Genomic DNA, 18,433 nt, shown 5'->3' with positions numbered 1-18,433 from the left:
AATGAACGTTCTCTTTCTTCACCAAAATTTTCCTGGGCAATTTAAACACCTCGCCCCTGCTTTGGTAGCCCAAGGGCATCAGGTGGTGGCCATGATCATGCAAAAAAATGCATCTCCCCAATGGCAAGGGGTAAAGTTGATCAACTATTTTCCCAATCGGGGCAGTACCCCAAACATTCACCCTTGGTTGGTGGACTTTGAAACTAAAACCATCCGGGCAGAATCCGTTTTTCATCAAGCCCGAAAGTTAAAAGCCCAAGGATTTAATCCCGACGTTGTTATTGCTAACCCTGGTTGGGGCGAAAGTTTATTTGTCAAAGATGTGTGGCCAGAAACGAAATTGGGCATTTACTGCGAATTTTTCTACCATGCGTCCGGCTATGACACCACCTTTGATCCGGAATTTGCCAACGTTGACGAAACAGAGGTCTGTCGCATTCGCTGGAAAAATATCAACCATTATCTCCATTTTGACATTGCCGACGGTGGCCTGGCGCCTACCCAATGGCAAGCGGATTCCTTTCCCGAACCTTTCCGCTCCAAGCTGACAGTTGTCCACGACGGCATTGACACCGATATTCTGCGTCCCAACGCCGATGCCAACTTAACTTTTAATAATCAAATCACCCTCAACCGCAGCGACGAGATCATTACCTTTGTCAATCGCAACCTGGAACCCTACCGGGGCTACCACAGTTTTATGCGTTCCCTGCCGGAAATTCTCACTAATCGTCCCCATGCCAAGGTTTTAATTGTGGGCGGCAATGGGGTGAGTTATGGAGCCAAGCCCCCAGGCGATCGCCCTTGGCGGGACATTTTTCTCGACGAGGTTAAACCAAAACTAACGCCAGAACAGTTAAGTCGTCTGTATTTTCTCGGCACCATTCCCTACAACTATTTCATTAATCTGCTACAAATCTCCACTGTCCACGTTTACCTCAGTTATCCCTTTGTGCTGTCCTGGAGCTTACTGGAATCCATGGCCTGTGGCTGTGCGATCGCCGCTAGTAATACAGCCCCAGTGCGGGAGGTGATCACCGATGGCGAAACGGGACGGTTAGTGGACTTCTTCGACTACTCAGCCATCGCCACAACTATCTGCCAGTTATTAGAAGACAAAGAGGAGAGACAAAGGCTAGGAATCAACGCCCGCCGCCTAGTCCAGGCTAAATATGACCTACAGACCATCTGCCTACCCCAACAATTACAGTGGCTAGAGAATCTGGTTTCTCCCCAGCATTAACGAGCGGGGAAATTGTGTTGTTTTTGTTTGTGAACTGAATAGTTCTGCGAAAAACCCCGCCAATTTTGCGAAAAGGCGGGGTCATTTCTGTTGCACTCTAGTTATTGGCAAAAATGCGGATGGCGAGACTCGAACTCGCAAGGCAAAGCCACACGCCCCTCAAACGTGCGCGTATACCAATTCCGCCACATCCGCGTTACCTGTAATAATATCACGGCGATCGCCCCAATTAAGCACCACCAGGGGACAAATTTTTTCCATAATGGAGCCTAACTTAAGTAGTAATTAGTCACCATGGCAAAAAGAAAGACTGATAAGCCCACTAACACCACTAAGTAGCTCAAGGGCCGCAGTCTCAGGGTTACTAACCAGAGTCCAATGGTCTGTAAATTAAACAAACTTCCCCATAATAAAAAAGCAACCATGGACCCTCGCCAGAGTTGTTCCCCCAGGGGTGCCAATAAATCTGGGTTACTAAAATTTCCCAGGGGTAAAATGAACGACCAACCCATCATTAGTACAGTTTGCCGTACCGGCCCCAATCCAGCCCATTGTAGTAACCACGCCTGGGGAAGGAAAAAGACAATGCCACAGGCGATCGCCGTCCCGATGACTAGCACCCCACCAAATTCCTGAAATTCCTCAATGATGTTACGACCAAAAAGATGTAACTTTTGCCGCCAGGAAAAATCTGCCACAGGATTAACTCCACTGGCAAAAACCAACCCTCCCTGCCTTGGGGACGCCTCCATCGAAGATTGGAGTATAATCAAAGCCCCTGACCGTAATAGGGGAATGTTTAACAGGGCCGTTTCCCCCTCGTCCTCTGCCTGTTGACGGGCCAGTCGATAGGTACTAAAAACTAACCCCATCACGATCGCCATCAACCAACTGCAAGAAATACAAAGAAAAATTAGACCGTACTGAGATTGACGGGAAGATAAGACCCTGACAATGGCAAAAATATTCAAGGTGGGTGCTGCCACTAAAAAACTAACAGCCAAAGGAATGGGAGCTCCCTGTAAAAGTAAACGCCTCACTAAGGGCACACTACCAAAAGCCCCCAGAGGCAGCAGAAAACCGAGGGCGCTTCCCACCAAACTACTGAGCAAACGATTGCGGGGGAAATTAGCCACCCATTTCTGCTCATCGGTCCAAATTAGGAAAGTACTAGAAATGATAATTCCCAACAGGAGCCACGGCAGAGATAGCAACAGGGCACTACCAAGTAAATCTAAAAACAGATTAAATTCAACCAAATTAATCATCCAGGGGCAAAGCAACAATCAAATTAATGCAGCCCTTGTTCCGCTCCCTCATTTTCGGGCCCATGGCCAGGGTCCACTTTGGTTAACACTTCAAACATCGGCTCGTGGATGGCAACCATCAAAGGATCTTCATCCATGGCTACGATCGCCGGGTCCAAATTAGCCTGATTCAGAGAAGGAACCAAGGGTTTACCCAGAATACTAGAGTAGGCGGCCACCACCACAGCGGCGGCAGTCACACTACCCCAGAACCAAATACCACGCCAACGATTTTCCTGCTCTAGTTTGGCAAATACCCTCTGGGCCAACACATCGGCGTCAATAGCCGGCGGCACTGGCACTTGGGGCAAAGCGTTTTGCAAACGAATCAACCCCAGATAGGTCTGCTTAAACTCTGGGTCGCTATCAATCCAGCCTTGTACCTGTTTCTTCTCTTGGGGGGTAACCTCCCCGTCAATGTAAGCACTCAACAGCTCAAATTTTTCATCAAACAATAAATCCTCATTTCCAGGTTCAGCTCCATCCCAAGGCTGCCGTGGACAATCAAAGTCAAATTTTGAATTCATAGTAAACCTCTTCGGGGGAATCTCCACCGACAAGTAATAGTGAATTAGCTGTTTGTTATTAACTCTGGCCGATTCACTCCTCACAAAGTTGGACACTCCCTAGACCAAGGGTGATGGGACTAACACCAATAATAAAAACCATTGCTGGTGGCGGAAGCTAGGATTCAATGTTTAGGGTGGGCTTAGGAAGCCAAATAGGGCTGTAAAAAAGTTTGCAACTTCGCCCGGGCCCGGGCAATGCGAGATTTAACCGTCCCGAGGGAAACCCCGGTGATTTCGGCAATTTCTTCGTAGGCTAAACCGTCAATTTCCCGCAGGATAATGGTGGTGCGGAAAGCTTCAGGTAGGTCCTTAATGGCCGAACGCAAACATTCATAAAATTCAGCAGTGGATAAAGTTTCATCGGGACTGGGGTAATCAGATTCAATGTCCCAGTCAATTTCGCCGTCATCCATGCGCCGGGGAGCGTCAAGGGAAATGGGATGACTAACCCGTTTGCGCTTGCGTAACTCGTCGTAGAAGAGGTTAGTGGCAATGCGGCTGAGCCAACCCTTAAATTTGACCGGTTCGTTTAAGCGATGGATGTTACGGTAAACCCGAATCCAAACCTCCTGGGCCAAGTCCGCCCGGTCCTGCCAGTCGGGGGCCAAGTGATAAAGAATTTTATCCACATGGGACTGGTAACGCCGGAGCAACTCATTAAAAGCGGTACTATCGGGACGGGTCTTTTGCTGACAGAGCAAAATCAGGTCAACATTGGTTAACGACTCCGGGGGCAGGGCACTTAGTTTGCCTCCGCCACTCTCGATCGCCCAGTTGGTATTGACGGCTTGATTCATGGATTTACCCAACACGGCTGACTCCTCACATAGGCTAGTTGACGTAAGGATACCGTAAGAGTTTCTAGAATCACAGGTGTTTGCTAAAAAAATTAAAACTTTTGCCTAGGCACAACGACTTTTCTCTCCACTTTCCCCGTTTTTTATCCCTAAATTTCGACAAAACTTCGACAGAACATGATCATATTGCAAAAAAAATAACACCCGGTACCAAGGGTGTCAGTGGTGCTATGGCAAGTGGTACCGTGGCTTGGCTCTGCTTACGGTAAACCAAGGCTTTAGAGAAAGTCAGCCCAACGGCTGAAGAAGTAACCCCAGATGAAAGTGGCAGCCCCAATGGCGAAGAGAGTATTGGTGAAAAAGCGACCGAATTCAGGGCTGTTGCCCAGTTGCTTATCTTCTTGCCCGGCGGTGAAAAATAAAGACCAGGCTTGGTTCCCGTTGATGGGGGCAAATTGGTTGAAGTCTTTGCGGAAGACAACGGGGGCAAATAGATCTTTGTTTTGATAAATATCAGTGTCGGCGTTCATAGTTTTACCTCTTATTTGTTCGATTTTCACGGTGCCAAGGGCAGTCCTTTGGTAGTTCATGGAGCTAGGCCCTGGTTCAGTAGATTGCTTGGTTATGCACCCAGCCAATTAGAGAGAGAGCAACCAACCCACAATGCCGTGGCCAGTAATTACTTCCATTGCCAAGAGAGAAACAAAGCCAATCATGGCAAAACGACCATTCATTTTTTCGGCGTATTCAGTCCAACCGGCTTGAACACTGCTGTCAACGTACACAGGGGGTTCAATGGCGAAGTTGTTGAGACGGTTGTCTTGGTCGAGGCGAAATCCGCGGCTAGTCATAGTGTTGATCTCCTTGATTGGGTATTTGAGGTTTTTATTTTGTAACCTTATGTAAATAAATGTAACGTATTGTTAAGATTTTTGTCAAGTCTGTTGACCAAAAGAGCTTTTTGTTGGTGGACGAATTGCTTGCCTAGGATGGGTTTGGGCACTTTGCCTAAATTCTGAGAGGGAAAATATTTTTCGTTACATTTGTGTAACATCCGCGCCAGGGAGATTACTCTGGCAAAGACGCCAGGGTCTGGGGAATGACCATTTGATGTCCTGTTCTTTTTCCCTAGTTGTCTTCCTTTCCCCAGCATTTTTGCTATAAACTGACCAGAAGTGCGTCCCATTTCGTGTGCCAGGAGTCCGTCATAGTAATGCAGGCGACCCAACCGCTGCAAACCGTTTCCCAAGCTGTCCCAAAAGAGTTTTTACAGGCGGACGGCGGCTTCAATCCCAACGTGGCCATGTTCGGGATAGCTATTCTCTTAATGCTCGCTAACGTTTTTGGCTACTGGCAATGGGGGCTGCCCCACTGGCTTTGTTTTAGTTGTTCGGTGCTGGCGCTGCACCTGTCAGGCACAGTGATCCATGATGCATCCCACAATGCGGCCCATCGGAACACCATTATTAATGCAGTGCTTGGCCACGGTAGTGCCTTAATGTTGGGCTTTGCTTTTCCCGTCTTTACCCGGGTTCATCTCCAACACCACGCCAACGTCAATGACCCTGAAAATGACCCAGACCATTTTGTTTCCACCGGCGGTCCCCTCTTCCTCATTGCCGCCCGGTTCTTCTACCATGAGATCTTTTTCTTTAAACGGCGGTTATGGCGCAAATATGAGCTACTAGAGTGGTTCTTAAGTCGGCTTGTGTTGTTCACGATCGTTTTTCTCGGCATTCATTACGGCTTTATCGGCTTTGTGATGAATTACTGGTTTGTGCCTGCTTTAATTGTTGGCATTGCCCTGGGACTGTTTTTTGATTACCTGCCCCATCGACCTTTCCAAGAACGCAACCGTTGGAAAAATGCCAGGGTTTATCCCAGCCCCATTTTAAATTGGCTCATTTTCGGGCAAAATTACCACCTGATCCACCACCTTTGGCCTTCTATTCCTTGGTATCAGTACCAAAACACCTATCACATCACCAAGCCCATTTTGGATGAGAAGGGTTGTGATCAATCCCTGGGATTACTGGAAGGGAAAAATTTCTGGAGCTTCCTCTATGATGTTTTCCTTGGTATTCGTTTTCACGGCCATAATAATTCTCAATCATCTGACAAGCCCTAGCTAGGTTGTTTGCTTTCCAGAGCTAGAGTTTGCGGTGAAAATCGGGTAAGTAATTGCCAGCCCAGATAAACCACTAGGCCCAACATGTAGGAGACCAGGGAGAACCACAGCAGATTATTGCTCTGTTGCCAGATGGCTAGCCCAAGGCAGGGTAAATAGATCCCGAAGAAGGCAAACAGCACTCCGTTCCTAAGGGGTTGGGACGCTTTAAGCCCGATGAAATAGGCTTCCAGCATAAAGGCCAGGGCGGTGCTCTCCAACAGGGGAATCAGCCAGATGGTGTATTGACGGACGCTGTCGTTGATTTCTGCATGGTTGGTTAACAGTCCGAATAGGGTTTCGGGGAAGGCGATCGCCACAGCGGCAAAGCCCAGGGCCATTAATAGGGTGGTGACGATGGCGGTGAGTAAAACCGGCAATAACAATTGATATTCCCCTTTACTCTTGAAATTACCAGTCAGGGTTTGGCTGGTCATGCCCACCCCTTGGATGGTGAATTGGCTAAGCAGGGCAATTTGTAACAGCAGACCGTTTTGGGCCAAGACTTCCGTGCCAAAGCTGGAACTGATATTAGTAAACAAAGAATAGGTGGTGATTAAAATCACAAAACGGATCAAGATGTTCCCTTTCAGAGCAATGGTGGCCCGCAACGCTCCCCAGTCCGATAATTTGGCGATCGCCGCTTTAAACTCTCCCTTCTCTTTTTCCCCTTGGGCTAGAACCACAATGGAGATCAAACCTAGGGCCAGAGCTAAATACTGACTACTGGCAGTGGCCCAACCGGCCCCCGCACTAGCCCACCCCCAACGGTTAATCATCAAATAGTCCAGACCAACGTTGGAAAAATTAGCCACCAGGGAAATGAGCAAAACTAAACCATTGCGTTCTTGTCCCAATAGCCAGCCCAAGATGACAAAATTGAGCAGCACCGCCGGAGCCCCCCAAATCCGGCCGTAAAAATAGTCCATACCCGACTGCTCCACCCCTGGAGCCCCAGTTAACAGGGCAAAACCGAATTTTTGCAAGGGATATTGCAAGGCTAAAATGCCCAAACCCAACAATAGGGCTACCAAGGCACTTCTTAGTCCCGCCACCCATACCTCCGCCTGGTCTTCTTCCCCCACAGCTTGGGCCGTGAGAGCGGTGGTGCTGGTGCGTAAAAATTTTAGGACCCGGTAGAGGTAATCAAACAAAATCGAGCCGAGGATCACCCCTGCTAAATAATCAATGTCTTCTAGATGGCCCAAAAAAGCGGTGTCCACTAACCCAGCTAAGGGCACCATCATATTGGAAAGGACAGCAATGGTGGCTAGGCGAAAAAAACGGGGTAAGAATTGATACTGGCTAGGCAGGGCAAGATTCATAAAGACTTCTAAACTGGTCAGCGGCCAAGCAAAAATGCGGTCAAAATTCACAGGGCAGATTAGACTGCTCTTCTCACATTTTGCAACAGGCAAACCGTAACAACCTTTACCAGTGGCATGGATAGGACAAGAATCTTCTATCCCATGGTCCGGTGTTTACCCTTCTTTGATTAACAAAGCCACGCTGTAGGCGGCAATGCCTTCCTCCCTTCCCGTGGGGCCCAAACGCTCGTTGGTGGTAGCTTTAATGCCAATTAAATCTGGATCAATAGTCAAAACTTTGGCTAAATTTTCCTTCATGGCCTGGATGTGGGGTTTAAGTTTGGGTTGTTCTGCCACAATCACATTATCCAGATTATTGATTCGCCAACCCCGTTCAAGGATTAATTGATGCACCTGAGCCAAAAGTTTGAGGCTATCGGCCCCCTGCCACCGGGCATCGCTGGGAGGGAAGTAGTGGCCAATGTCCCCCAAACTCAATGCCCCTAGGAGAGCATCCATTAAAGCGTGGGTCAGCACGTCGGCATCGCTGTGGCCATCCAGTCCTAAATGGTGGGCAATGGTAACTCCCCCCAAAATCAAGGGGCGATCGCCTACGAGGCGGTGGATATCGTAGCCGTTGCCGATGCGTAGAGCAGTCATAGAAATTTAGTGAGTTCAAATAATCTAAATAAATTGGGCAAGTAGAGAATAATTAGCTTACTAAGGGTTACTTGAATAACCCCCAAAAAAACCGGTTGATCCGTTAAATCTTTACCAGAGTTTAGGCTCAAAATCAGGTGGAGTCTCTGCCAACTCAAAAACTTCATCGTGGATGCTGGCCACATATAAACCCTCCCGTAACGCCTGTTGCTTTAAGTCATCTGACCAATCCACCGCCGCCAGAATGCCATACAACTTTTTATCTTTGTGTTCAGGAAAGAAGGTACGAAACTTCTGGAGCAAATTTTTTAGTTGGGTAATGGACTCTTCCCTGGGATGGCTTTTTACTTCCACCACGTAAGCGGTATTAATGTCACTGTTGGCATAGGCTAGAACGTCAATTTCTAGGTGTTGCCCTCCTTTGCTGGCCCTGACACTAGGACTAATAACTTCCATGCCAAAACGCTCCTGCAGAATGCGCTCCATGGAAGGCAAGGCCAAGCCTTCGGTAAAACTACCAAATTTTTTCCCTAACCCACCAATTTGTTTCCCCAGTTCTTTGATAAAGCGACCGTTTTCTTTGATAAGTCGATCGGTCTCTTGCATACGACGATCGGTCTCCTGCATTTGAAGATCCGTTAATTTCATACGGCGATCGGTCTCTTGCATACGGCGATCAGTTTCTTTCTGGGATTCAATCAACTCCCCCAGTAGGGCCCAAACTTCATCGGCAGTGGTGGCCATTATGTTCCTCCGTGGTATTCACTAATAGTTAACTTCTCAAAATTTTGTGAACATTGGTATTTAATACCCTAAATTAACTGAATGCCAGGATTTGCTCGTCTAGGTCAAAATCTCCTTTTTCCTCCCCTTTACCGGACGGCAGATAATCCAGTTGAAAGCTATTTTTTAAGCCTTCTACTAAACCATAATTGGGATGCCAATCTAAATGGTCTTGGGCTTTTTGAATATCGGCAAAAAAGTGTTGTTGACGCAGGGGAAAAGCTTTGCGTTTACCAAAGTCAAAATCCTTGGGGTCATAGTGGACTAATTTAACGCCCTGGGGATCAAGACCCGCCGCGGTGGCACAGGCTTGAGCTAGACCATTCATGGTGACGTATCGATCGCCGGAGATGTTATAAATCTGCCCGATCGCTGCTGGGGTAACAATGGTTTTGGCCATGGCGATCGCCAAATCTTCCACATGGCCCAGTTGGGTGATGTATTGACCATTACCGGGGATGGGAATGGCTCGACCCCTCACTAAACGGTCAAAAAACCAGGATTCGAGGGCATTGTAATTGTGGGGACCGTAAATATAGGTGGGGCGGATGGCAGTCCAGGGAATGCCGCTCTGGGCTAGATAGCGTTCCGTTTCAAATTTGCCTTTGTGGCGACTCTGGGGATCCACCGCATCGGTCTCCCGGTGGGGCATTTGGGATGATGCTTGGTAAACCCCAGCGGAACTCATGTAAACGAATTGCTGTACTCGGCCATTGTACAAGTCCACCAGGGGCTGGGTATCGCTCAACTCCCGACCGTTGTTGTCAAAAATTACGTCAAATTCTTCCTTTTCTAGTTTTTCGCGCAACTGTTCAGCGACCCGGCGATCGCCATGGATTTGGGCCACGCCATTGACGGGGTCAGGACGATTTCCCCGATTGAATAGGACCACTTCATGACCTTGGGCCACCAGCACCCGGCAGAGATGGATACCGATAAAACGGGTTCCTCCCATAATTAAAATGCGCATGGTCTACTGTCTCCCTCCAAATGGCAACTTTCCCATTATCCCCTAGGCTGTGCCTCCCCGGAATTGTGGGGTTTTCTTTAAGCAGGAAGCTAAGTTTCTGGTATGGTCATCCCCAATTTATCAGCCATGGCCTGACCTTGAGTACTAATTGCCACCGGTTGGCGATCGCCATCAAATAGTAAACTGCCCACTTTTAATTGATGTTGACTGACTTTATAAACATATTCCTCCGAACGGCGATCGACGGTGTCCGCCATGGCTTGGTAAATTTTGCTAACCCAAGGACAATTTTGCTCCGTTTGCCAGTGGCGTAATAGCTTTAACCCTGCTTCCGTGGTGGGTGCTTGGCCAAGTTCCTGTACCAGGGGATAGGGTAAACCTGCTTGTACAGCTTGGGCAGTGAGAATTTCCAAACGGCCATCGGCTAAATGGTGATGGGTGTGGAAAATGCCCCCGGCTAGTTTGATCAATTTGCCGTGGTAACCCAAGAGCAAGATTTCCTGTACCCCCACGGCCGCCGCCGCCACAAAAAGGGAGCCTAACCAATTGGCCGTTTTTACCATTTGGTCTAGGGGTACTCCCCACTGTCGAGCTAAGTCTAAACCGTTTTCTCCCAGGCAAAATACTAAGCATTGATGTTGTTGAGCCGCACTAGTCAAATGCTGTTGAAACTCTGCCAGTTGCTCCGGAGCACTGAGGGGTTGGGCAATGCCGCTGGTGCCTAACAAAGATAGACCTTCCACCACCCCAAAAGCTGCATTGGATGTGCGAGTGGCTAAGGTTCGACCAAGGGGCAAAATTAAGGAAACCATCAGAGTTTGATCTCCACTTATGTACGGCTGCAAATGGTGTCTTAATAATCGTTGGGCATAGCTGTAAATGGCGGCTTGGCCTTCCCTATCAAGCTGTTTGCCAATGCCTTCTCCCCCTTGAATAATCAGTTTTCCTTCCCCTGGGGTAAATTCCACTTCCGCCCAAACGGGGGTATGGCGAGTTAAATCCAAGTTATTGCCCGGTTCGCTGCGGGTGATGGCCAAGGCTCTGTGATGACCGAGCAAAGCCCCCTGTTCAATGGCAATTTCCGCCGTTCTAGCCGGTTCCAATAGTTCCAGCGTGACCGAATCTGGACAGTTACTAGTGAGCAAGGTTTCCACAGCGGCGATCGCCGACGCACAGGCAAACACGGGCAGGGTATAACCAGATTGGGCAGAGATAGACTGAGACAAATTTTCTCGCTACTGATTAATTACAAAAAATAGGGCGATGATCATAGAGCAATTAACTTAGTTAAGGTTAGAAACAAACTCAATTTTCTGCCCATTATTTGTCATATCTAAAAATTGTTCTAGATTTTGGCAACGACCTTCTTCCATGTAACGACGAAAAACTTTATTTAAAGCTAGATTTTCACTAAACTCTTGCCGGGCCGCTTGACGAATTGCATCGGTTAAAGTCAAAGCGCCTTCGTCTAACAGAGACAAAATAGTTAGATAGGCTTTTTCCGCAGTTTCAAAAGCATTGGCGGATTGGGTAATGGAATTGTCCCGTTTATAGTAACGATAGAGGGGCTCGGGGTGAATAGCTACTTTTTCCGTGCGACTCAATAGCTCTAAATTGAAAAGTACATCCGCCGCAAAGGGCACTTTCGTCCAGCCATCTCCCAACAATTGCCGTTGAAAAACTGGAAAAAAGGGAATGCGGGGACTAAGAATATCCGCCGCTGTGGCAAAGTTCAGTGCTTGTCGTTGGGGAAAGGGTTGCTTATACAACACCAATTCACTGTTATAAACCCCCGTGTTATCGATCGCCACGCCATATTTTTCTGCTAGGGGTACTAACTTTTCCAGACGATCGGATGCAAAGGCATCGTCCGCATCTAAGTTGGCCAGAATGTCCCCATCACAAATACTCACCGCCTTATTCCTGGCGATCGCCTCCCCACTACCAATGCCCCCGGTAAAAACTTGCTTTAGCCTGGGGTCATTAATACCCTGTTCAGCCAATAGTTGCAGGTAATCCACCTGGTCATCCACACCGATCGCTACCTGCCAATGGTCATAGGTCTGGGCCAACACACTACGAACGGTAAAAGCAATGGTGTTTTCGGCCCGGTAGGCGGGGATGATAATGCTTACTAGGGGCTGATTAACCATGGTGCAGGGAAAAAAAGATGAATAAATGTCTAAGAATCTGTTTGAAAAGTTTTATTTTGCCCCCTAAATCCCCCAATAATGGGTGACTTTTACTTAACTTCCCCCAAACTTGGGGAGCCAGGGGGGCTTTTCAAACACTCTCTAAATTTAAGGCTGTTTACAGAGAATATATAAATGTCGATGGTCCGTAAAATAGGACCACGTTCGTTGCATATTACCTGGATCAGTATTAGATTTTATATCTAAATCATTAATCCCAGTTACCAACCATCCCCTAGGCTCCTGAAAATTAGCAGCGTCCAACTAAACAATTATCACAGGTGCCACAGGGTCGCCTCGCCGCCGGAGAATTGTCACCAAAGGCAACCAAAATCGTTTGCCAACGACAACGGGAAGTGGTCAGGTATTGGGTCATCAGGCGATACTGGCTTTTCAATTCCTCCAGGGGATTGGCCTGGTAATGGCCGGGGTTAATGCGGTAGTTAAATGGATCTAACCACTCTAAATTACCCCGACGGTGGAGCCACGCCAGAGCCATTTCCAAATCGGGAAAATGGGCTTTTAGTTGCCCTAGGTTGCCCTGGGATGGAATTTGTTGACTCAAGACCTCGGCTCGTTGTAGATATTTGCTGGCTTGACTCAAAAAATACTGACGCAATTGGCGATCGCCAGAGTCCAACCAACCGGTGGGTTCACTAACTAAGGTGAGACATTCTGCCGGTTGCAAATCTCGTCCGGCCCGTCCCACTTCCTGGAGATAATCCATCAACATCAGGGGGGCTTGGTAATGTAACACCCAACGGGTATCGGGCTTGTCTATGCCCAGGCCAAAGGCATTGGTGCAAACCACCGAAGAAATTTGCCCCGTTAACCATTTTTGTTCCAACTGTCGTCGTTGGTGGGGGCCCAAACCGCCATGGTAAGCTTCGCTGTCAAAGCCCCGTTCCTGCAACCATTGGGCTAAGTTGATGGCCATGGTGCGGGTACGGACGTAAATCAAACCGCTTTCCTGGAGATGCTTGAGCAAAAAACGCCGTAATTGTTGCCGGCGGCAATATTCACTCAGCACCATTTTGACTTTCAGATGTAGTTGGGGGCGATGGGGGCTGACCTGAAAACACTCCGGCGATCGCAAATTCAATCCTTCTACGATCAAATTCTGTTGCTGGCGATCGGCTGTGGCGGTGAAGGCGGCCAGGGGAATCTGGCCCTTGTCTCTGCCTAATCCCCGACGCAGGGCTCCCAAACGGCGGTAGGCAGGACGAAAACTATCTCCCCACTGCACCAAACAATGGGCTTCATCGAGCATGATTCCTTGCAATTTGACCTGGGGTTGCCGGAGCAAATTCCAGACTGGCTCACTCAGCAGGGTTTCCGGCGAAAGGTAAAGGAGCTTTAGTTGCTGTTGCCCCAATTGGTACAACACCTGTTTTCTTTCGGGGCGACTCAATTGGCTATGGAGACAGGCGGCGGGCAGATTTTGCCTACGTAAACTTTGTACCTGGTCTTCCATGAGGGCCACCAACGGTGAAACCACCAGGGTTAATCCCTCCCCCAATAATGCCGGCAATTGAAAGCAAATAGATTTCCCTCCTCCAGTGGGTAGTACCACCAGACAATCCCGCCTGGCCAATAGGCAATCAATTACTTCTCCCTGGGGATAGCGAAAGTGGTCATAGCCCCAAATTCGGCGGAGAGCTTCTTCCAACGATTGGCGATCAGCCATGGCAGGCAATGGGATTGATGATTTACCGGGAGACTGCAAAGTTGGTCAAATTTTACCTAACTATGTCCAAGCTTATTGTCCCCAGTAAACCGGAAAAATTAAGCTAAAGCTTCTTCCCCCCGACGGTACAATTCCCGGGCATAATCAGTCCAGGTGCCTTGGCCCCAATAACGGAAGCAACTAGTTTCCACTAATAACAGATATAGCAGAGCGTTTTGATAATCCTCCCGTTGGGTAACGCTGGGATCTTCCGCCACTAAGCGATCGAATTTTTGGTGGAATTTGGCGCTGAGTTGGTTCATTGGTTCGAGCACATTTTCATAGCCCTGTACCCAACTGAGATCATTAGTCCAAGAAGCTCCATCCATCCCAAATTGGTGGTCCGTGGCTTTCAATTCGGCGATCGCCTTTTCCACCTGTTCATGGCTGGGGGAATCGGGATTAACCCGTTGCCAAATTTTGTGTTGTTGAATGGCTTGGATCGCGGGGAAATCGGACTCTTGCACGCCGGCCGCTTCCAGTAGTTCTAAATATTCCGTGCCATTAATGGCCACTGTGCCGGATTTACCGCCATTTTCCGCCATTTTGCGAGTCGCTTGCTCGTAGGCAGGGGGAAATTCGTTCATCATGACGCCGCCATTTTCCCCATCGGCAATTTGGGTGACACAGGCAGGAATGTGGTGATTGCCCACAGGTTGTTTACCCCGCCCTAAGGCCTCGTAATAGGGCTGCATTTGGGCCACTAACTTGGTGTCGGAACCTTGGGTTTTAATGAGAGCGACAATGCTCACCGTTTCTCCCCGGGAGTTGCGGGCCACTAAGCGGTTGGGAACATATTTTTGATCACCGGAAAGGCCACTACCATCGAGGTTTTCCACGGAATGTTCCTGCACCATCAACCAACGGTAACCGCATTCTTTTAGGGCTTTAACATACTCAAACAAAGTATCAGGATGGTTGGGTAAATGCATTTCCGGGGGCGAGAAACCTTTCACCCGTTGTAATGCTTCCAGACCAAAAATATCAGCAAAGTGTTGTTGCCACGCTAACATATGTAGCTTCAAATCGGGGATGGGGGTGGAAGGGGCCACCGCATGGCTCCACATGGTTCCCAACCATTCCACATAGGGCTGATATTGGGCATCACAGGCTAACCGTTTCAGGTCATCAAGAATGTCGTTGCGGCTCATTTGCTGGAACGCCCAGAGCAAATTGCCAGAATAGTCCAACATGATGCGGGGATTGCAACCTTCCGCCACTAAACGGGGAATAATTTCCCCCAACCGACGGTAACACCAAGCAAAGGGATCGGCGTTGTGGTTATCCCCCTCCCCAGGATGCTCAAACATGTACTGCAGATTGGAAATCAACGCCCCATCTTGCCCGGCGGGAATGGTGGGTTGGTGCATATGCAGGGCGCAGGCACAGGCCGATTGCAAATTCTCCAACTGCAAATTGGTTTGGTGTAAAAACACCGGTTTATTTTCATTAACAACGGCTAATATTTCCGCTTCTTTACCAGCAATGGGGGGCAGGTTTAATTTTGTCCGTTCGGCGATCGATACCATCCGCAGTTTCTCCCAGGGTGAGTAAGTTAATGATTGTTAAGATTCGAGGTTTTTAATTGACTAAAATCTATGGCAATCCAGGTTAATGCTAGCATTGGGGCGGTTTCGGCATTGGTTACAATTCCCTTTACCAAGTCAGCAAACGTTGAAGTTAATAGTGACTAAAGGTGATGACTGAGCAGAAATACTTGATCAGAACGATGACTGCAGCGGAGATTGCTTTGGCGGTGGATTGGGCGGCTGCGGAGGGTTGGAATCCCGGTCACCAAGATGCTGACTGTTTTTACCAAGGCGATCGCCAGGGATTTTTCGTGGGTTTATTGGACGGGGAACCAATTGCCACCATTTCGGCGGTGAAATACAACCAAGAATTTGGTTTTATCGGCTTTTACATTGTCAAACCGGAGTATCGAGGTCAGGGTTACGGCTGGCAAATTTGGCAAAGGGCTTTGGACTATTTACAAGGCTGCAATATCGGTTTGGACGGAGTTTTGGCCCAACAGGCAAATTATCAAAAATCCGGTTTTCATCTGGCTTACCGCAATATTCGTTACCAGGGTGTTACCGGCGGCCTATCGTCCCCATCCCCCCATCTGGTCCCTCTAGAAGATGCCATGGCCTGGGAAGATGTATTGGCCTATGACGATCAATGCTTTCCTGCCCCCAGGGAAGAATTTTTACGAACATGGTGTCATCAATCGGGGCACCAGGCGATCGCCTACCAAGAAGATGGGATTTTACGGGGTTATGGCGTTCTACGCCCCTGCCGAGTAGGTTACAAAATTGGCCCTCTGTTTGCTGATACTCCAGAGGTAGCGGAAATTATCTTTTTAGCTCTAAAAGCAATTCCTACAGCGGAAAATACCATTTACCTAGATGTGCCAGAACCCAACCAAGCGGCGATCACTCTAGCAACGAAATATAGCCTGCAGGTAGTTTTTGAAACTGCTCGAATGTACACTGGGCAAGCCCCCTCCATCGCCCTAGATAAAATTTACGGAGTTACATCCTTTGAGTTAGGTTAACTTTTAAGTCCGGGTAAAATCCAAGTTTTCGTAAAGGATTGTGACAAAATCCCGCAAAACTGCAAAAATTCGTGGGGAAAAGTGATCCTACTTCCACACTTTGTGCATAGAATAAGGCAGTGAAACAGCCAGTCTGCGGGGATTTCAGGGGTTTTTAATGCCAAATTTCTGTGTCTATCCGGGCTGTGGAGCCTCCCGATGACCCTGTTATGGGGAGAAAATGCCTAAAAAATGAGTCTATTCCAACAAACTCACTCTCAAGGAGATTTTTTCAGATGAATAAAGGCGAATTAGTCCATGCGGTCACGGACAAAGCGAAAGAGCAACTGGGGGAAAGCATCACTAAAAAGGAGGTAGATGCGGTAATTTCAGCCGCCATTGATTGCATCATGGAAGTGGTGGCCGAAGGGGAAAAAGTAACCCTAGTGGGCTTTGGTTCCTTTGAAGCCAGGGAACGTAAGGAACGGGAGGGCCGTAACCCCAAAACTGGGGATAAAATGCTCATTCCAGCCACTAAGGTGCCGGCTTTCTCCGCAGGCAAAATGTTCAAAGATAAAGTTGCTCCTGAGAAAAAATAATTGCCACTGACCTTTGTTTGAGCGACCCCACCACGGTGGTAATTTGGGTTGGGCAGCGCAGATGGCAGGCTGTCCAGCTTTTTCTTTACTAGATTTTTCCGCCAGTATTAATCCTTTGGGCCCCCCCGCCTCTGTCCTGGCCGCCATTGAGTCAGCTTTGCCGGCCCTGCGCCACTATCCCGACCCCCAATATATTCATCTTCGTCAGGCGATCGCCGATCATCATCAGTTGTCGATGGATTGGGTGTTGCCGGGCAACGGTTCCGCGGAATTGTTAACCCTAGCGGGGCGCACTTTTGCTAGTTTGGATTGTACCTATGTGGTGGGCCCGGCCTTTGGGGACTATGGCCGCAGTTGGCGGGGAGCCGGAGCCGAGCTTAAAACTATTCCCTGGCAGGTTGATCAACCATGGCCTTGGCGAAAATTGCGATCGCCATCGGAAATTGCCAATACTTCAGCCGTCCAGTCCTCACACCACGGTTTAATTCTCAATAATCCCCATAATCCCTCCGGCACTCTACTAGCTCGGGAGGAAATTCTTGCCCTCCTGCCCCACTATCAATGGGTGTTGTTGGACGAAGCTTTTATGGATTTTCTGCCCCCGGGAGAAGAGCAAAGTCTGGTGGGGGATTTGGAGAAACATCCCAATTTAATTATTCTCCGCTCTCTGACCAAGTTTTATCGTTTGCCCGGATTACGCTTAGGTTATGCCCTAGCCCACCCAGATCTTTTAGCTCAATGGCAAGCTTGGCGGGACCCCTGGCCTGTGAATGTGTTGGCCGAAGCGGCGGCGATCGCCAGTTTGGAAGCCGAGGAATTTCGTCAACTGGTTTGGCAATGGTTACCCCCTGCCCGTAGCGCATTGCAGCAAGATTTAGCGAGTTTACCAGGGCTATTTCCCTTGCCGAGTCAGACCAATTTTTTGCTCGTAAAAACGACCATACCTGCTCCAGAACTTCAAGAAGAACTATTAACTAAATGCCAAATTTTGATCCGAGATTGTCTTAGTTTTCCCGAATTAGGTGAGGATTTTTTCCGAGTGGCAGTGCGGACAATGGCAGATAACCAAAAATTAACCCAGGCCCTAGCTACTATTATGGCCACGGCCGCCCCTAGCTAGATACAAAAATATTTAAAAGATCGGAGTAGCTCCATCAATGGCATGCTTTCAGGTGTTCAATGCCTAGACCGATACAAGAGCAATTAGGAATAATAAAAACCTGCTTGCAGAGTAATGAAGCTATCCGGCAAAGATTATATTTACCTAACTTGGGTTCAACCGATAGTCTTCAAACGTTATTCCTTATACCTTACTCAAAAAACCCTAGGTTATTATTGGAACTGGAGGCGATTATTTTAAGGACAACTGAGCCGCCGTGCAATGTCCAAATTCCTATGGAGTCCTAGGCCGTGCAAGTGAAATTTTCGGAGCAAATTTCGTCCGCTGATGCAGAAATTATTTTAAGGTGTTTACCAGATCGGATTCAAGATGCCCTAACTGCTCGTGCCACGGAAATTGATTATCCCGTTGAAGCAATCATCGAGATGGCGATCGCCACATTAACTTAAGCCAACTAAGG

General features: G+C 48.4%; 20 protein-coding genes and 1 tRNA gene. 6 read left to right on the top strand and 15 right to left on the bottom strand.

The annotated features are described in order from the left end of the window. The first annotated feature begins 1 nt into the window (after window position 1). Window positions 2–1,243, top strand: coding sequence for a glycosyltransferase family 4 protein (locus C7I86_RS04655; protein ID WP_010872104.1), 1,242 nt, complete (start codon window positions 2–4; stop codon window positions 1,241–1,243). A gap of 114 nt (window positions 1,244–1,357) precedes the next feature. Here the strand turns inward: C7I86_RS04655 and C7I86_RS04650 are convergent. The 7 genes from C7I86_RS04650 to C7I86_RS04620 form a co-directional block, all read right to left on the bottom strand. Beyond that, a tRNA-Leu gene (locus C7I86_RS04650) sits at window positions 1,358–1,438 on the bottom strand. 74 nt (window positions 1,439–1,512) lie between these two features. Further along, window positions 1,513–2,511, bottom strand: coding sequence for a permease (locus C7I86_RS04645; protein ID WP_010872103.1), 999 nt, complete (start codon window positions 2,509–2,511; stop codon window positions 1,513–1,515). Window positions 2,512–2,534: 23 nt separating this feature from the next. Further along, window positions 2,535–3,077, bottom strand: coding sequence for an anti-sigma factor (locus tag C7I86_RS04640; RefSeq protein ID WP_020861572.1), 543 nt, complete (start codon window positions 3,075–3,077; stop codon window positions 2,535–2,537). A 182-nt stretch (window positions 3,078–3,259) separates the two neighbouring features. Continuing rightward, window positions 3,260–3,931 (bottom strand): sigma-70 family RNA polymerase sigma factor, encoded by a 672-nt coding sequence (locus C7I86_RS04635; protein ID WP_010872101.1) that lies wholly within the window; start codon window positions 3,929–3,931, stop codon window positions 3,260–3,262. 263 nt (window positions 3,932–4,194) lie between these two features. After that, window positions 4,195–4,446, bottom strand: a complete 252-nt coding sequence (locus C7I86_RS04630; protein ID WP_020861571.1) for a hypothetical protein — start codon at window positions 4,444–4,446, stop codon at window positions 4,195–4,197. Between the two features lie 108 nt (window positions 4,447–4,554). Next, window positions 4,555–4,767: a chlorophyll a/b-binding protein gene (locus C7I86_RS04625; protein WP_010872099.1), complete on the bottom strand. Its 213-nt coding sequence runs from the start codon at window positions 4,765–4,767 to the stop codon at window positions 4,555–4,557. A gap of 47 nt (window positions 4,768–4,814) precedes the next feature. Continuing rightward, complete coding sequence (locus C7I86_RS04620; protein WP_041428170.1) at window positions 4,815–5,102, bottom strand: hypothetical protein; 288 nt, start codon at window positions 5,100–5,102, stop codon at window positions 4,815–4,817. Window positions 5,103–5,105: 3 nt separating this feature from the next. On the opposite strand from C7I86_RS04620, the gene crtR reads away from it, so the two are divergent. Next, window positions 5,106–6,044 (top strand): beta-carotene hydroxylase, encoded by a 939-nt coding sequence (gene crtR, locus C7I86_RS04615; protein WP_010872098.1) that lies wholly within the window; start codon window positions 5,106–5,108, stop codon window positions 6,042–6,044. Here crtR and gntT read toward each other — a convergent pair. The 8 genes from gntT to C7I86_RS04575 all read right to left on the bottom strand — a co-directional run bounded on the left by gntT (window position 6,041) and on the right by C7I86_RS04575 (window position 15,250). Beyond that, window positions 6,041–7,408 carry a guanitoxin biosynthesis MATE family efflux transporter GntT gene (gene gntT / locus C7I86_RS04610; protein WP_048908426.1) on the bottom strand — a complete coding sequence of 456 codons (1,368 nt, stop codon included), beginning with the start codon at window positions 7,406–7,408 and terminating at the stop codon, window positions 6,041–6,043. The two genes, crtR and gntT, sit on opposite strands and share 4 nt — an antisense overlap. A gap of 156 nt (window positions 7,409–7,564) precedes the next feature. Then, window positions 7,565–8,050: a 2-C-methyl-D-erythritol 2,4-cyclodiphosphate synthase gene (ispF, locus tag C7I86_RS04605; RefSeq protein WP_010872096.1), complete on the bottom strand. Its 486-nt coding sequence runs from the start codon at window positions 8,048–8,050 to the stop codon at window positions 7,565–7,567. 111 nt (window positions 8,051–8,161) lie between these two features. Continuing rightward, a complete protein-coding gene (locus tag C7I86_RS04600) occupies window positions 8,162–8,794 on the bottom strand; it encodes a DUF3782 domain-containing protein (RefSeq protein WP_010872095.1) in 633 nt (210 codons plus the stop codon). A gap of 73 nt (window positions 8,795–8,867) precedes the next feature. Then, window positions 8,868–9,803: an NAD-dependent epimerase/dehydratase family protein gene (locus C7I86_RS04595; protein ID WP_010872094.1), complete on the bottom strand. Its 936-nt coding sequence runs from the start codon at window positions 9,801–9,803 to the stop codon at window positions 8,868–8,870. Between the two features lie 89 nt (window positions 9,804–9,892). Further along, window positions 9,893–11,029, bottom strand: a complete 1,137-nt coding sequence (gene cbiD, locus C7I86_RS04590) for a cobalt-precorrin-5B (C(1))-methyltransferase CbiD (RefSeq protein WP_020861568.1) — start codon at window positions 11,027–11,029, stop codon at window positions 9,893–9,895. Window positions 11,030–11,086: 57 nt separating this feature from the next. After that, window positions 11,087–11,956 carry a glycosyltransferase family 2 protein gene (locus C7I86_RS04585; RefSeq protein ID WP_010872092.1) on the bottom strand — a complete coding sequence of 290 codons (870 nt, stop codon included), beginning with the start codon at window positions 11,954–11,956 and terminating at the stop codon, window positions 11,087–11,089. Window positions 11,957–12,245: 289 nt separating this feature from the next. Beyond that, a complete protein-coding gene (locus tag C7I86_RS04580) occupies window positions 12,246–13,682 on the bottom strand; it encodes an ATP-dependent DNA helicase RecQ (protein ID WP_010872091.1) in 1,437 nt (478 codons plus the stop codon). Window positions 13,683–13,780: 98 nt separating this feature from the next. Further along, the gene (locus tag C7I86_RS04575) at window positions 13,781–15,250 is read right to left on the bottom strand and encodes a hypothetical protein (protein WP_010872090.1); all 1,470 of its coding nucleotides are present in this window, start codon (window positions 15,248–15,250) and stop codon (window positions 13,781–13,783) included. A gap of 167 nt (window positions 15,251–15,417) precedes the next feature. Here C7I86_RS04575 and C7I86_RS04570 point away from each other — a divergent pair, with 167 nt between their 5' ends. The 4 genes from C7I86_RS04570 (at window position 15,418) to C7I86_RS18905 (ending at window position 18,422) form a co-directional block, all read left to right on the top strand. Next, window positions 15,418–16,275, top strand: coding sequence for a GNAT family N-acetyltransferase (locus tag C7I86_RS04570; protein ID WP_010872089.1), 858 nt, complete (start codon window positions 15,418–15,420; stop codon window positions 16,273–16,275). 275 nt (window positions 16,276–16,550) lie between these two features. Next, window positions 16,551–16,853: an HU family DNA-binding protein gene (locus tag C7I86_RS04565; RefSeq protein ID WP_014407089.1), complete on the top strand. Its 303-nt coding sequence runs from the start codon at window positions 16,551–16,553 to the stop codon at window positions 16,851–16,853. Between the two features lie 61 nt (window positions 16,854–16,914). After that, window positions 16,915–17,973, top strand: coding sequence for a threonine-phosphate decarboxylase CobD (gene cobD / locus C7I86_RS04560; RefSeq protein ID WP_010872087.1), 1,059 nt, complete (start codon window positions 16,915–16,917; stop codon window positions 17,971–17,973). Window positions 17,974–18,263: 290 nt separating this feature from the next. Next, window positions 18,264–18,422, top strand: coding sequence for a hypothetical protein (locus C7I86_RS18905; RefSeq protein ID WP_020861565.1), 159 nt, complete (start codon window positions 18,264–18,266; stop codon window positions 18,420–18,422). Window positions 18,423–18,433 lie beyond the last annotated feature (11 nt).

The sequence above is a fragment of the Synechocystis sp. IPPAS B-1465 genome (genome assembly GCF_003015225.1).
Taxonomy (GTDB): domain Bacteria; phylum Cyanobacteriota; class Cyanobacteriia; order Cyanobacteriales; family Microcystaceae; genus Synechocystis.
The sequence above is the reverse complement of the archived record's forward strand: the minus strand, read 5'-3'. Positions and strand labels throughout refer to the sequence as shown.